Annotated in this window: 12 protein-coding genes and 1 tRNA gene; 8 read left to right on the plus strand and 5 right to left on the minus strand. The window is 67.2% G+C overall.

Annotation, left to right across the window (positions count from 1 at the left end; all coding sequences use genetic code 11):
* Positions 1-23 precede the first annotated feature (23 nt).
* Positions 24-1,232 carry a YihY family inner membrane protein gene (locus ACFOLG_RS06000; protein WP_386089579.1) on the plus strand — a complete coding sequence of 403 codons (1,209 nt, stop codon included), beginning with the start codon at positions 24-26 and terminating at the stop codon, positions 1,230-1,232.
* Here the strand turns inward: ACFOLG_RS06000 and ACFOLG_RS06005 are convergent.
* The 5 genes from ACFOLG_RS06005 to ispB all read right to left on the minus strand — a co-directional run bounded on the left by ACFOLG_RS06005 (position 1,187) and on the right by ispB (position 4,797).
* A complete protein-coding gene (locus tag ACFOLG_RS06005) occupies positions 1,187-2,014 on the minus strand; it encodes a DUF3025 domain-containing protein (RefSeq protein ID WP_386089581.1) in 828 nt (275 codons plus the stop codon). The genes ACFOLG_RS06000 and ACFOLG_RS06005 overlap by 46 nt on opposite strands.
* The gene (locus tag ACFOLG_RS06010) at positions 2,014-2,145 is read right to left on the minus strand and encodes a hypothetical protein (RefSeq protein WP_386089584.1); all 132 of its coding nucleotides are present in this window, start codon (positions 2,143-2,145) and stop codon (positions 2,014-2,016) included. The genes ACFOLG_RS06005 and ACFOLG_RS06010 overlap by 1 nt, the downstream gene beginning before the upstream one ends.
* 114 nt (positions 2,146-2,259) lie before the next feature.
* A complete protein-coding gene (fumC, locus tag ACFOLG_RS06015) occupies positions 2,260-3,645 on the minus strand; it encodes a class II fumarate hydratase (protein ID WP_386089586.1) in 1,386 nt (461 codons plus the stop codon).
* A gap of 94 nt (positions 3,646-3,739) precedes the next feature.
* Positions 3,740-3,814: transfer RNA gene (locus tag ACFOLG_RS06020), tRNA-Arg, on the minus strand.
* An 11-nt stretch (positions 3,815-3,825) separates the two neighbouring features.
* The gene (gene ispB, locus ACFOLG_RS06025) at positions 3,826-4,797 is read right to left on the minus strand and encodes an octaprenyl diphosphate synthase (RefSeq protein WP_386089589.1); all 972 of its coding nucleotides are present in this window, start codon (positions 4,795-4,797) and stop codon (positions 3,826-3,828) included.
* Between the two features lie 194 nt (positions 4,798-4,991).
* Between ispB and rplU the strand changes: the two genes are divergently transcribed.
* From rplU to ACFOLG_RS06060, 7 genes are all read left to right on the plus strand, one after another.
* Entirely contained in the window at positions 4,992-5,303 is a 312-nt protein-coding gene (rplU, locus tag ACFOLG_RS06030) for a 50S ribosomal protein L21 (protein WP_174874793.1), read from the plus strand.
* 12 nt (positions 5,304-5,315) lie between these two features.
* The gene (gene rpmA, locus ACFOLG_RS06035) at positions 5,316-5,591 is read left to right on the plus strand and encodes a 50S ribosomal protein L27 (RefSeq protein ID WP_088966257.1); all 276 of its coding nucleotides are present in this window, start codon (positions 5,316-5,318) and stop codon (positions 5,589-5,591) included.
* Positions 5,592-5,754: 163 nt separating this feature from the next.
* Positions 5,755-6,933 carry a GTPase ObgE gene (gene obgE / locus ACFOLG_RS06040; protein ID WP_386089592.1) on the plus strand — a complete coding sequence of 393 codons (1,179 nt, stop codon included), beginning with the start codon at positions 5,755-5,757 and terminating at the stop codon, positions 6,931-6,933.
* 115 nt (positions 6,934-7,048) lie between these two features.
* The gene (locus ACFOLG_RS06045; RefSeq protein ID WP_231895330.1) at positions 7,049-8,323 is read left to right on the plus strand and encodes a hypothetical protein; all 1,275 of its coding nucleotides are present in this window, start codon (positions 7,049-7,051) and stop codon (positions 8,321-8,323) included.
* Positions 8,323-9,057: a hypothetical protein gene (locus tag ACFOLG_RS06050; protein ID WP_386089595.1), complete on the plus strand. Its 735-nt coding sequence runs from the start codon at positions 8,323-8,325 to the stop codon at positions 9,055-9,057. The genes ACFOLG_RS06045 and ACFOLG_RS06050 overlap by 1 nt, the downstream gene beginning before the upstream one ends.
* Positions 9,057-11,864, plus strand: a complete 2,808-nt coding sequence (locus ACFOLG_RS06055; protein WP_386089597.1) for an AAA family ATPase — start codon at positions 9,057-9,059, stop codon at positions 11,862-11,864. The genes ACFOLG_RS06050 and ACFOLG_RS06055 overlap by 1 nt, the downstream gene beginning before the upstream one ends.
* Before the next feature lie 121 nt (positions 11,865-11,985).
* Positions 11,986-12,726, plus strand: a complete 741-nt coding sequence (locus ACFOLG_RS06060; protein ID WP_386089600.1) for a M48 family metalloprotease — start codon at positions 11,986-11,988, stop codon at positions 12,724-12,726.
* The last annotated feature ends 81 nt before the right edge of the window (positions 12,727-12,807 follow it).

Here is a 12,807-nt window from a genome sequence, read left to right on the forward strand (position 1 = left end):
CATTTTACCGGCTTGCCCTTACCGTGTCCTTTCCCGTTCCCGCCGTGCTCGGCTTTGCCGACTTCATCCGTCGCCGCCTGGCGCAGCAGCGCGTGCTGCAGGTGGCGGGCAGCCTGACCTTCACCACCCTGCTGGCGCTGGTGCCGCTGCTGACCATCGCGCTGACGGTGATGTCGGCGTTCCCGGTGTTTGCCGATTACAGCACCCGCTTCAAGGTGATGCTGCTGTCGACGCTGGTGCCGGAGTTCGCCGGCAAGGTGATCACCGTCTACATGCGCCAGTTCGCCGACAATGCCGAGAAGCTCACCGCCGCCGGCATCGTGATGCTGGGGGTGACCTCGCTGATGCTGATGTCGACGGTGGAGCGCACCTTCAACAGCATCTGGGGCGTGCGCCGCGCGCGGCCGTGGCTGCAGCAGAGCATGGTGTACTGGACGGTGCTGACGCTGGGGCCGCTGGTGCTGGGCGGCGGCCTGCTGGGCTGGCGGCTGCTGTTCAAGACCACGCATATTGAGCGCATCTCGCCGCTGCTGGACGACAGCCTGCAGGCGCTGGGCAGCATCGGGCTGACCATGCTGGTGCTGGCGCTGCTGTTCCGCATCCTGCCCAACCGCTATGTGCCGCTGAAACACGCCATGCTGGGCGGGCTGGTGACCGCCATCCTGCTGGAGGCCACCAAGCTGGTGTTCGGCTTCTACATCGGCGCGATCGCCAACTACCAGCTGGTGTACGGCGCCTTCGCCAGCCTGCCTATCCTGCTGCTGTGGCTGTTCTGCCTGTGGCTGGTGGTGCTGATGGGGGCGGTGCTCACCGCCTCGTTCTCGTACTGGGAAGGCGCGGCGTGGAAGCGGCGCAATGAACCGCGCCGCCGCTTCCTGGACGCGGTGGAGGCGCTGGTGATGCTGGACCGCGCCCAGGACGACGGCCTGGCGCTGCGGCCGGAAGACCTGCGCCGCGAGGTGAAGGTGGGCTACGACGAGCTGGGCAGCGTGCTGGACAAGCTGGCGCAGGCCGGCTACGTGCAGCGCGGCGCCGGCGACAGCTGGGTGCTGCTCAAGCGCGCCGAGCACATCCTGCTGGCCGACGTGTTCCGCCTGTTCGTCTACCGCCCGGAATGCAGTGCCGGCGACGACGACATCGCCGCCGGGGTGGAGAAGCTGCTGCAGCCGACCATGGCCGACCTGGCTCAGTTCAGCGTGGCGGAGTTCGCCCGCCGCGTCGGGCGGAAGTAATCGCGGTTGCCGTAGAAGGCGGCGTCCTGCGGCTGCCACCAGCCGGGGATGCCCAGCAGCGGTAGTGGCAGCAGCTGGCGCGGGCGGCTGAGCCAGCCGTCGTCCGCCAGCAATGCGGCCAAGCTGGCATCCAGCTGCTGTTGCCGCTGCCAGTAGTCCAGCGCAAAGAAATCCGCCGCCACCGGCAGCAGCAGCGCCTTGCCGCACCAGCCGATATGCATCGCCAGCCCCTGCTCGAACAGCGCATGGCCCAGCACGTGGCTGTCGATGTGCCGCCCCCAGTCCGCGGCGCGCGTCTGGAACAGCGTCTGCCAGTCCATGGCATGCAGCGCGGCAGCCAGCGTGTCATCACTCACCGGCAGGATCACCCCGCATTCATCCAGCAGTGTGGCGGCATCGCGGAACGGGCCGCGGCCAAGCTCGCCGCGCTCGATGGCGCGCACGTGGCGCGCATTCAGCGCCAGCTTGCTCTGCGGCCACGACAGCCATGCCAGCGCGCCGAACCAGTCGTGCCAGTTCTGCGTGCGGGTGGGTATCTCGCCGCTGCTGCCGATGTGCATCTCGTAATACAGCGCCGGCGCCAGGTCGCAGGCAAAGCGCAGCTCGGCCGGCAAAGGTTGGCCGCAGCCGCGGGCGTGCGCCAGCAGCGCGTCGTACTCGGCCTGGCGCGGCCAGTCGGCGAACTGCGCCGCATCCCGCCACGGCGCCAGGCTGCGGTACAGCGGGTGCTGCGGCCAGGCGGCAAACGCCGCCGGCAGGCAGCCCTGGGCGGCCATGCGCATTACTGCGCCTGGCTGCTGGCGGGTGTGGCGGCCTGGGCGCTGGCGGCCGGCTGGAGCAGGAAATGGTTCACCGCGCTGGCCAGCACGATGCCGAGAATGGCGAGAAGGGACAGACGTTGCAGCAGGTTCATGACGGTTCACACGGTGGTGCTGCCGGCAGCGGGTGCCGGCAGCGGGTTGCGGACGAAGCGCCGCATTCTAGCAATGTTCGCCGCGCATGGCTGCACGTTGGCCGCGGTTGGCCGTCAGATCATGCTGTCCGGCTGCACCCAGGTATCGAACTCTTCGCCGCTGACCTCGCCCAGCGCCAGCGCCGCGTCGCGCAGGCTCAGCCCGTGCTGGTGCGCATGCTTGGCGATGGCCGCGGCGCGGTCGTAACCGATATGCGGGCTGAGCGCGGTGACCAGCATCAGCGAGTTGCTCAGCAGCTCGCCGATGCGCGTCTGGTTGGCTTCGATGCCACGCGCGCAGTGGGTATCGAAGCTGGCTATGCCGTCGGTCAGCAGGCGCACGCTTTGCAGCAAATTGTGCGCGATCAGCGGCTTGAACACGTTCAGCTCGAAATTGCCGGCGCTGCCGCCGATGCTCAGCGCCACATCGTTGCCCAGCACCTGGCAGCACAGCATGGTCAGCGCCTCGCACTGGGTGGGGTTGACCTTGCCCGGCATGATGGAGCTGCCGGGCTCGTTTTCCGGCAGCTGCAATTCGCCCAGCCCGCAGCGCGGGCCGGACGCCAGCCAGCGCACATCGTTGGCGATCTTCAGCAGCGCCACCGCCAGCGTTTTCAGCGCGCCATGCGCGCCGACCAGCGCGTCGTGTGCCGCCAGCGCGGCGAACAGGTTGTCGGCCACGCGGAACGGCAGGCCGCTTTCGGCGGCCAGCCGCGCCGCCACCTGCGCGCCGAACTGCGGGTGGGTGTTCAGCCCGGTGCCCACCGCGGTGCCGCCTACCGCCAGCTGGTACAGCGCCGGCAGCGTGGCGCGGATGGCGCCATCGGCATGCGCCAGCTGCGCCACCCAGCCGGAGATTTCCTGCCCCAGCGTCAGCGGCGTGGCGTCCTGCAGGTGGGTGCGCCCGATCTTCACCACGCCGGCGAATGCCGTCGCCTTGGCGGCCAGCGTGGCCTGCAGCTGCTGCAGCGCCGGCAGCAGCTGGCGGCTGATGGCGCCGGCGGCCGCCACGTGCATGGCAGTGGGGAAGATGTCGTTGGACGACTGCCCGAGGTTGACGTGGTCGTTGGGGTGCACCAGCCGGCCGCTGCCGCGCTGGCCGCCCAGCAGCTCCGACGCCAGGTTGGCCAGTACCTCGTTCATGTTCATATTGGACTGCGTGCCGGAGCCGGTTTGCCACAGCGACAGCGGAAAGGCGTCGGCGTGCTCGCCGGCCAGCACCTGCTCGGCCGCCTGCACGATGGCGTCGGCCAGCGCGGCGTCCAGCAGCCCCAGCCGCGCGTTCACCTGCGCCGCGCTGCGCTTGATGCGCGCCAGCGCCAGCAGCAGTTCCGGCGGCATGCGCTCGCTGGAGATGGCGAAGTGCTGCAGCGAGCGCTGGGTCTGCGCCCCCCACAGGGCGCTGGCGGGCACGGCGATGTCGCCAAAGGAGTCGCGCTCCTGCCGGTAACGGGGTTTCATGCGGCGGCCTCCTGCGGGTGGATACTCCAGTGTAGTTGGCCGCGGCCGACAACAAAAAACCCGCGCGGCCAACAGGCGGGCGGGTCGGGTGGGGTGGCGTCCCCAGCAGGAATCGAACCTGCAACTAGCCCTTAGGAGGGGCTTGTTATATCCATTTAACTATGGAGACGTCATGCAATATCAGGCGTCGCGGGCCACCGACAGTTCGGCGATTTCGGCCAGCGCGCGCTTGTAGTCGCCGTCCGGCAGCGGTGCCAGCGCGGCGATGGCGGCGGCGGCGGCTTTTTCCGCCTCGCGGCGGGCGTAGTCCAGCGCGCCGCAGGATTGTACCGCAGCCAGTACCTCGCCGAAACGCTCGCGGCTGGCGGCTTCCAGCGCTTCGCGCACCGCGCTGGCTGCGGCGGCCGGGCCCTGGCGCATGGTGTAGATCAGCGGCAGCGTCGGCTTGCCTTCGGCCAGGTCGTCGCCCAGGCTCTTGCCGATGGTGGCGGCGTCGCCGCTGTAGTCCAGCACGTCGTCGATGATCTGGAACGCGGTGCCCAGGTGCATGCCGTAGTCGGCCAGCGCCTGTTCCTGTTCCGGCGCAGCCTCGGCGATGATGGCGCCGACTCGGGTGGCGGCCTCGAACAGCTTGGCGGTCTTGTACTGGATCACCTGCAGGTATTGCTGTTCGCTGACATCCACATTGCCGATGTTCAGCAGCTGCAGCACTTCGCCCTCGGCGATGATGTTGGTGGCGTCGGCCATCACCTGCAGGATGCGCAGGCTGCCGCTTTCCACCATCATCTGGAAGGCGCGGGTGTACAGGAAGTCGCCCACCAGCACGCTGGCCGCATTGCCGAACATGGCATTGGCGGTTTCGCGGCCGCGGCGCATGTCGGATTCGTCCACCACGTCGTCGTGCAGCAGGGTGGCGGTGTGGATGCATTCGATCATCGCCGCCAGGCTGTGCAGATGCGGGCCGTTGTAATCCAGCGCACGGCCAGCCAGCAGGGTCAGCATCGGACGCAGGCGCTTGCCGCCGGCGCTGATGATGTACTCGGCCACCTGGCGGATCAGGACAACATCGGAATGCAGACGGGTGCGGATGGCCTGGTCGACGGCGTTCATGTCGTCGGCAACCAGGGTGCGGAACAGCGGAGTGTTGGACATCGCGGCCGGATTCTTGAAAGGGGTTGGGCTGGAAAACCGCGCGATATTAGCAGAGATGCATGGCTTGTTGCCACGCCCGGCCGTGGCGACGGGGCGGAATCCGGCAAAAAGTTGACGACATTCAGAGACTTGCGTATAGTCGCGTGTTCCTTGCGCACCTGGCGCCAGGGAAAGAACATTTAGGAGCTATACGAATGTATGCGGTCGTAAAAACTGGCGGCAAACAGTACAAAGTTGCCGTTGGCGAAAAACTCAAAGTAGAACAGATACCTGCAGACATCGACAGCCAAATCGTACTGGAAGAAGTGCTGATGGTTGTGGACGGTGATCAGGTTTCCGTAGGTGCCCCGCTGGTATCCGGCGCTAAAGTGCAGGCTACCGTTGTTTCCCACGGTCGTGGCGAGAAGGTACGTATCTTCAAGATGCGTCGCCGTAAGCACTACCAGAAACATCAAGGTCACCGTCAGAACTACACCGAAATCCGTATCGACGCGATTTCCAAGTAAGGATAAACAGACATGGCACACAAGAAAGCAGGCGGTAGCTCCCGCAACGGCCGTGATTCCGAAGCCAAACGCCTGGGCGTGAAAGCCTACGGCGGCGAGCTGATCCCGGCAGGTTCCATCATCGTTCGTCAGCGCGGCACCAAATTCCACGCTGGTGAAAACGTTGGCATGGGCAAAGATCACACCCTGTTCGCCAAGGTAGATGGCTACGTTGCATTCGCTGTTAAAGGCGCATTCAACCGCAAGACCGTTACCGTGGTACCGTACACCGGTGTAGACGCTGAGTAATCTCGCGTCCCAGACAGAAAGCCCTATCCTGCGATAGGGCTTTTTTGTTTCGCACAATTGTTTCCGCAATGAGTCATCACGCGAGGCGTGAGGCGCAAGCGGCTGCGGCCAACGTTGCGGCCGTTTGCGCCTGACTCCTCGGCAAGTTTGGAGGAAGTACCCAATGAAATTCATCGACGAAGCCCGCATCGAAGTGCGCGGCGGCAAGGGCGGTAACGGTTGCGCCAGCTTCCGCCGCGAGAAATTCGTGCCGCGCGGCGGCCCGGACGGCGGTGACGGCGGCCGTGGCGGCAGCGTGATCGCCATTGCCGACGAAAACATCAACACCCTGGTGGAATACCGCTTCGTGAAGAAGTACCTGGGCGGCCACGGCGAGAACGGCCGCGGTGCCGACTGCTACGGCAAGGGCTCGGACGACATCTACCTGCGCATGCCGGTGGGTACCCAGATCATCGACATCGACAGCGAGGAAGTGCTGGCCGACCTGACCTTCAACGGCCAGGAAGTGGTGCTGGCCAAGGGCGGCCGCGGCGGCATGGGCAACATCCACTTCAAGAGCTCGGTGAACCGCGCCCCGCGCCAGTTCACCCGCGGCGAGGAAGGCGACATCCGCAACCTGCGCCTGGAGCTGAAAGTGCTGGCCGACGTCGGCCTCTTGGGCATGCCCAACGCCGGCAAGTCCACCTTCATCCGCGCGGTATCCGCCGCCAAGCCGAAAGTGGCCGACTACCCGTTCACCACCCTGCACCCCAACCTGGGCGTGGTGCGCATGGACGACACCTCCAGCTTCGTGATCGCCGACATTCCCGGCCTGATCGAAGGCGCGGCGGAAGGCGCCGGCCTCGGCCACCGCTTCCTCAAGCACCTGCAGCGCACCGGCATCCTGCTGCACCTGGTGGACCTGGCGCCGTTCGACCCGGATACCGACCCGGTGCAGGAAGCGCGCGCCATCGTCGAGGAACTGAAGAAGTACGACGAAGAGCTGCACAACAAGCCGCGCTGGCTGGTGCTGAACAAGGTCGACATGCTGGACGAGACCGAGCGCGCAGAGAAGGTGCAGGCCTTCCTCGACGCCTACGACTGGCCGCAGGCCAAGCCGGACGACCGTTTCGGCTTCGACATGAACGCGCCGCGCTACTTCGTGATCTCCGGCCTCACCGGCGAAGGCACCCGCGACCTGGTATTCGCCATGAACGAATACATCAAGGTGCTGCGCGAAGCCGCGCGCAAGGCGCGCCAGGAAGCGGAAGAAGCCGAACGCGCACTCAAGCTGGCCAAGGCCGCCGCCGCGGTGATCCAGCCGGTGATTGCCAGCGACGACGCCGCCCCGACTGCGGAGTAAGCCCAAGGTTGGCCGCAGGCGCTGCGGCCAACCCCGCGCCGCGTGTGGCCATGTCATTGACTAGCCAGCGCTGCAAACCAGACAATCCGGTCTTTGCAGACCGGATTGTTTGCTTTTGAACTCCCTAGCCGAATTCTTCCGCCCCGACATCGCGCCGGACACGCTGCCACAGCTGAACAAGCTGACGGCCGCCTGGCCGTACCTGGCGGTGTTCGTCACCCTGTTCCGCGGTGGCGAGGAGGAGGTGCTGATGCGCCTCTTGGTGCTGCGCGAGCTGGGCGGCCGCGCCGATGCGCCGTACTGGACGCCGCAGGAAATCGCGCAGCGCTTCGCCTACCTCAACGATACCAAGCTGAACACCATCCTCGGCCGCCTGCGCGAGGGCGATCTGCTGGTCTACGACAGCGACAGCGGCCGCTACGCCCTGAGCGAAGGCGCCCGCGTGGCGCTGTCGGCACTGGCGACGCTGCTGGATTTCGCCGGCGACGACGTGGAACTGGGCTACCTCACCAGCCAGGTGGCCGCCGGCCAGGCGGTGGGGCAGGTGTCGGAGGAGGCGATGCAGCACCTGCTGGCGCGCCTCACCGAGCTGCACGACGAATTCGCCGACGCGCTGGAGTCGCAATCGGAATTCCGCATCCGCGCCGCGCAGCACCGGCTGGAATCGGTGTGGCGCTGGGTGCAGAAATCCACCGACGTGGTGCGCAGCCTCACCCAGGACGAGAGTCTGACGCTGACCACGCTTACCCAGGCGCAGGCCATCGCGCTGGCGCAGAGCCGCATGCTGGCGCTGGCCGGTACCTTCGAGCGCCGGCTGGCACAGTTGGCCGCACAGCGCGTGCACCTGGGCAACTCCGGCCTTACCTCCACCGACATCGCCGACTTCCTGCGCCGCCAGGGCAGTGCCTGGCTGGCCAGCCAGGCCAGCGGGCCGCTGGCGCTGGGGGTGGAGCCGGCCTTCCTGTCCACGCCGGAGCTGGGCGATGTAGCCGAGTTCGAGCTCTTGGGCCGCGAGCGCGCCCGCGCCGAGGACAGCACCCTGCCGCAGGCCGCCAGTGCCGAGGCCGCCGATGCGCCGGAAGTGGAGCGCCTCTTGGAAGCGGAAACGCTGTACGACAGCCTGCTGGAAATGGGGCTGCAGCTGGGGCCGGACAACGACGGTTTCCACATCTCCAGCGCGGTACTGGCCGACAGCTACAACGAAACCGCCTACCGCCTGTCGCTGCTGTCGCTGCTGGGCGACCCGGAAACCAGCAATGACGCCAGCGTGGTTGCCGCGCTGGCACGGCTGCCCTACCAGCTGGCGGGCGGCGACGACATTCTTCATCTCGATCACCCGGAAGTCGCCACCCTGTCGGATGCGCGGCTTCTGGCCAACAAGGCCGGATAATGGACCAAGCCGTAGCCACACTTACCGCGCGCCTGCTGGCGCACCGCGTGCTGCCGCGCACCGACCCGCTGGCGCGCCGCGCACTGCTGGATGAAAACTTCCGCCACGACCTGGATCAGCAGCTGGCTGCCGTCGGCCTGCAGCTGCTGGAGAACCCCTACGCCGAACACATCGCCGTGGCCCTGCTGCCGGCAATGACCGAGCCGGTATTCGGCAGCGGCGAAGCCTGGCTCAACAACAACCTCGGCCTGCCGCGCGACGGCGTAGCGCTGCTGGTGATCGTGTGGGCGCTGATCATCCTGCCCAAGCGCGAGCGGCAGCTGGCGCGGGTGGAAGCCGGGCGCGAGAACCAGAGCGACATGTTCGGCGAGCAGAAACCGCTGCCCACTGGCGACAGCGTGTCGGTAGGCATCTCCGAGGACGCGCTGTACGCCGACTTCGGCAAGCAGCTGGGCGGCCGTACCCGCTTCAACGCCAACCTGGGCCGGCTGGTGAACCTGGGCTTTCTGCAGCGGCGTAACCGCTGGCTGGTGGAAGGCCCGATGCTGGACCTGATGATCGACTACAGCGCGCTTGCACCGCGCATCATCGAAGGCGCGCTGGCCGAGGTGCTGGGCCGCCGCAGCCAGCTGTCACAGGTGCTGGACGCGGCAACGTTGGCCGCAGCAGATGCCGCCGAAGCCGCGCCGCAAGCCGAAGCACATACCGAGCAACACACCGGAGAGGACGCCTGATGTTCCAGATGCAATCTATCGAAATGGTGCACTGGGACTTCTGGCAGCGCCTGTCCGTGCCGCTGGACGCGCAGATCGTCACCATCATCGGCCCCAACGGCTCCGGCAAGACCACGCTGCTGGACGCGCTGCGCACTCTGCTGGCCATCAAGTGCTCCGGCAAGCGCGACTACAAGCGCTACGTGCGCAACAACCGCGAGCCCTTCGCCTACCTGCGCGGCGTGGTGGACAACCCGCGCCGGCTGTCCGGGCTGTATCCCACGCCGTTCTTCCCGCTCACCAGCGAGCAGGTCACCCTGCTGTGCCGCATCAAGAAGCAGGGCGGCGACTGGGTGCGCCACTACGCCATCGCCGAAGGCGACGTGGCGCTGGACGTGGCGCTGGCCGACGAGGCGCTGCAGTGGCTGGGGGTGAACGAATACAAGCGCCGGCTGGAAGCGGCCGGCCTGACTGCGGCGGTGGGCGAGGTGCTGGCGCTGGAGCAGGGCGATACCGACAAGCTCACCGAATACAGCCCGCGCCAGCTGCTGGATCTGGTGTTCCAGGTCTTTGGCGACAAGGACGTACTGGCCAACTACCAGCGCGCCCGCGATGAACAGAAGGCCGCCGAGGCCGAACTGGTGGCGCTGGTGCGCCAGCAGGAGGCGCTGGATACCCGCGTCGAGGCGATGAAGAGCCGTGCTGGCCGCTACCTGGAATGGCAGGGCATCCAGAAGCGCGCCGCAAGGCTGCGCGACGAGGCGCTGCCGGTGCTGGGCCTGCTGGATGGCCGCGTCGGCGTGGGCAAGGGCTGGCAGGACTACCGCCGCGCCCAGCACGGCTTCCACGACATGCTGCGCCAGCGCCGCGACACGCTGGCGCTGGTGACCACGTTGCGCGAGGCCGAGAGCGCCGCAAAGGCGGCGCGCGATGCCGCCGAGACGGTGCGCGTCGAGGCGCAGGGCGCCTTCATGCAGGCGCGCGACGCCGAGCGCGACGTCGCTAGCCAGCTCAAGGAGCGCGACCGCCTGCAGGCGCTGTCCAGCCGCGAGTACGGCGAGGACGCCATGGCGCTGTCGCACAAGCTGGCCGGCCTGCGCGACAACATCGACAAGCTCAAGGATGAACTGAAGGCGCACAAGCTGCAGCGCGACGGCCTGATGGGCGAACTGTCGGCGCTGGAAGGCGGCAAGCCGCGCGCACCGGAAGACGTGCGCGCCTTCCGCGCCGAGCTGGACGACGCCGGCATCGGCCACAGCATGCTGGCCGACATCGTGGAAGTTACCGACAGCCGCTGGCAGGGCGCGGTGGAAGCGCTGCTCAAGCCCTACCGCCAGGTGGTGCTGCTGGACAACCCCGCTGACCGCCGCGCTGCCTGGCAGCTGGGCGAGAAGTTGCGCTACCGCCACTTCGTGGTGCCGGACACCGCTGCCGCGCCGCGTGCGCGCAGCGGCAGCCTGCTGGAAGTAGTGCGCTTTGCGGCCAACGCCCCGGAGTGGCTGCACTCGCAGCTCAACCGCGTCAGCCGCGTGGCCGACGTGAAGGAAGGCGCGCAGCAGGACGGCGACTGGATCACCCCGGAAGGCTACTTCCGCGAACGCCGCGGTGCGCGCCACATCGGCGTGCCGGCCTACGACTACGCCTTTGGCGAAGCCGCACGCCAGGCGCGGCTCCTGGGTCTGCGCGACGAACTGAAGTCGCTGAACGTGCGCGTGCTGCGCGACGAGGAACAACTGGTGGCCGCCAGCCGCGAGGCGGCTCAGCTGGCCGACTACCTGTCGGGCATGGACGCCATCCGCCTGCTGGACAGCCGCGCCGAGGAATTTGCCGCGCTGGCGGCGCAGGCCGAATCGCTGAAACAGGCGGTGACCGAGGCCGGTGAAAGGTTGGCCGCAAGCCAGGCCGAGCGCGACGCCGCCGAGCAGCGCTTCAGCGATGCCCGTCTGGCGCACGACCGCGTCTGCCAGCGCGAGCAGGACGGCATGAACAAGCTGGCCGCCGCGCGCAGCGAAGTGGAGCAGGCGCGCCGCAGCCTGCGCCGTGGCATGGCCGAGCTGCGCGAATGCCGCGCCCACCTGCCGGCCGCCGCGCAGGACGATGCCTACGTGGCGCAGCTGGCCGACGAGTTCGAATCCGCCGCCGACGTGCGCCACGAGATCCACTACCTGGAAGAAAAGCTCGCCAGCGGCGACTGGGAAACCGACGACGCCGTGCTGCAGCTGAAGGACAAGCTGCAGGAAGACCTAGCCAGCCTCACCCGCGACTGCCAGCGCCGCCAGGCCGAAGTGGAGCGCGCCGCGGCACTGACCCACGACGCGCGCGACGCCTATATCGGCAAGCTGCGCGCCACCGTGCGCGCCTATGCGGCCAACGTCAAACGCCTGGGCGAGCTGGCCGGCATCGGCGTGGAGGTTGAACTGCCGCAGCTGTCCAACGACGACACCGTGCTGGCGCAGGCCGGCCTGGTGCTGAAGTTCAACTTCGACCAGAAGGGCCTGATGGGCATGAACGACGGCGAGGCCTCCGGCGGCCAGCAGGTGATGAAGTCGCTGATCCTCTTGATCGGCCTGATGATGGACGAGGCCAACCCGTCCGGCTTCGTGTTCATCGACGAGCCGTTCGCGCACCTGGACATCTTCAACATCGACCGCGTGGCCGGCTTTCTCAAGGCCACCGAGGCGCAGTACCTGATCACCACGCCCAACACCCACAACATCAATATCTTCGCGCCCTCCGGCCTGACCCTGGCCACGCGCAAGAAACGGCCGGGCGAGGTATGGGCGCCGCCCATCCTGCAGACCCGTCGCCGGGTGGAAGCGGCATCCTGAACAGGCACCCCGGCTTGTCGGGGTTTTTCATGCGCGCCGGCAATTTTTAGTTGGTTGTCATGGACTTGCGGCGGCAGGCTGATTACAATGCGCGCCTCCGCAACCCTTCAATGACATGAACATGAAAAAGCTCGCTTTCGTTGCCGCGCTGTCCGCCGCCCTGGCTGGCCCGGTGCATGCCTTCGGCCTGGACAACCTGCTCAGCGCCGGTTCCGACCTGGTGAAATCCGCCACCCTGAGCGATGGCGAAGTGCAGGCGATGGCCGCCGAATCCAGCAAGGTGATGGACAAGCAGAACAAGGTGGCACCGGCCGGCAGCGCCTACGCCAAGCGCCTGAGCAAGATCGTGCAGGGCCTGAACAGCGAAGACGGCCTGAAGCTGAACTTCAAGGTGTACCAGAACCCGGAGGTGAACGCCTTCGCCATGGCCGACGGCACCGTGCGCGTGTACAGCGGCCTGCTGGACAAGATGACCGACGACGAAGTGCGCTATGTGATCGGCCATGAAATCGGCCACGTGAAGCTGGGCCACACCAAGAAAGCCATCCAGGTCGCCTACGCCTCCTCCGCCGCGCGCAAGGCGGCGGCCGGCAGCGGTAATGCCGTGGCCGCGTCGCTGTCCGAGTCCGAGCTGGGCGACTTCGCCGAGCAGGTGCTGCATGCCCAGTTCTCGCAATCGCAGGAAAGCGATTCCGATAGCTACTCGGTGGATTTCCTCAAGCGTCATAGCTACAGCCTGCAGGCCGCCCCGTCCGCGCTGCGCAAGTTGGCCGCACTGTACGGCAACGAACGCAGCCTGATGTCCAGCCACCCGGCGCCGGGCGACCGTGCCGACAAGGTGGAAAAGCTGATCAGCAAGTAAGCCGTACCAGTAAGCAGACAGCCCGCCTCGGCGGGCTGTTGTCGTTTCCGGCGCTGGGGCTTGTGCTGCCGCAATAGTCCC

This window comes from Vogesella facilis, assembly GCF_042648525.1.
Classification (GTDB): Bacteria; Pseudomonadota; Gammaproteobacteria; order Burkholderiales; family Chromobacteriaceae; genus Vogesella; species Vogesella facilis.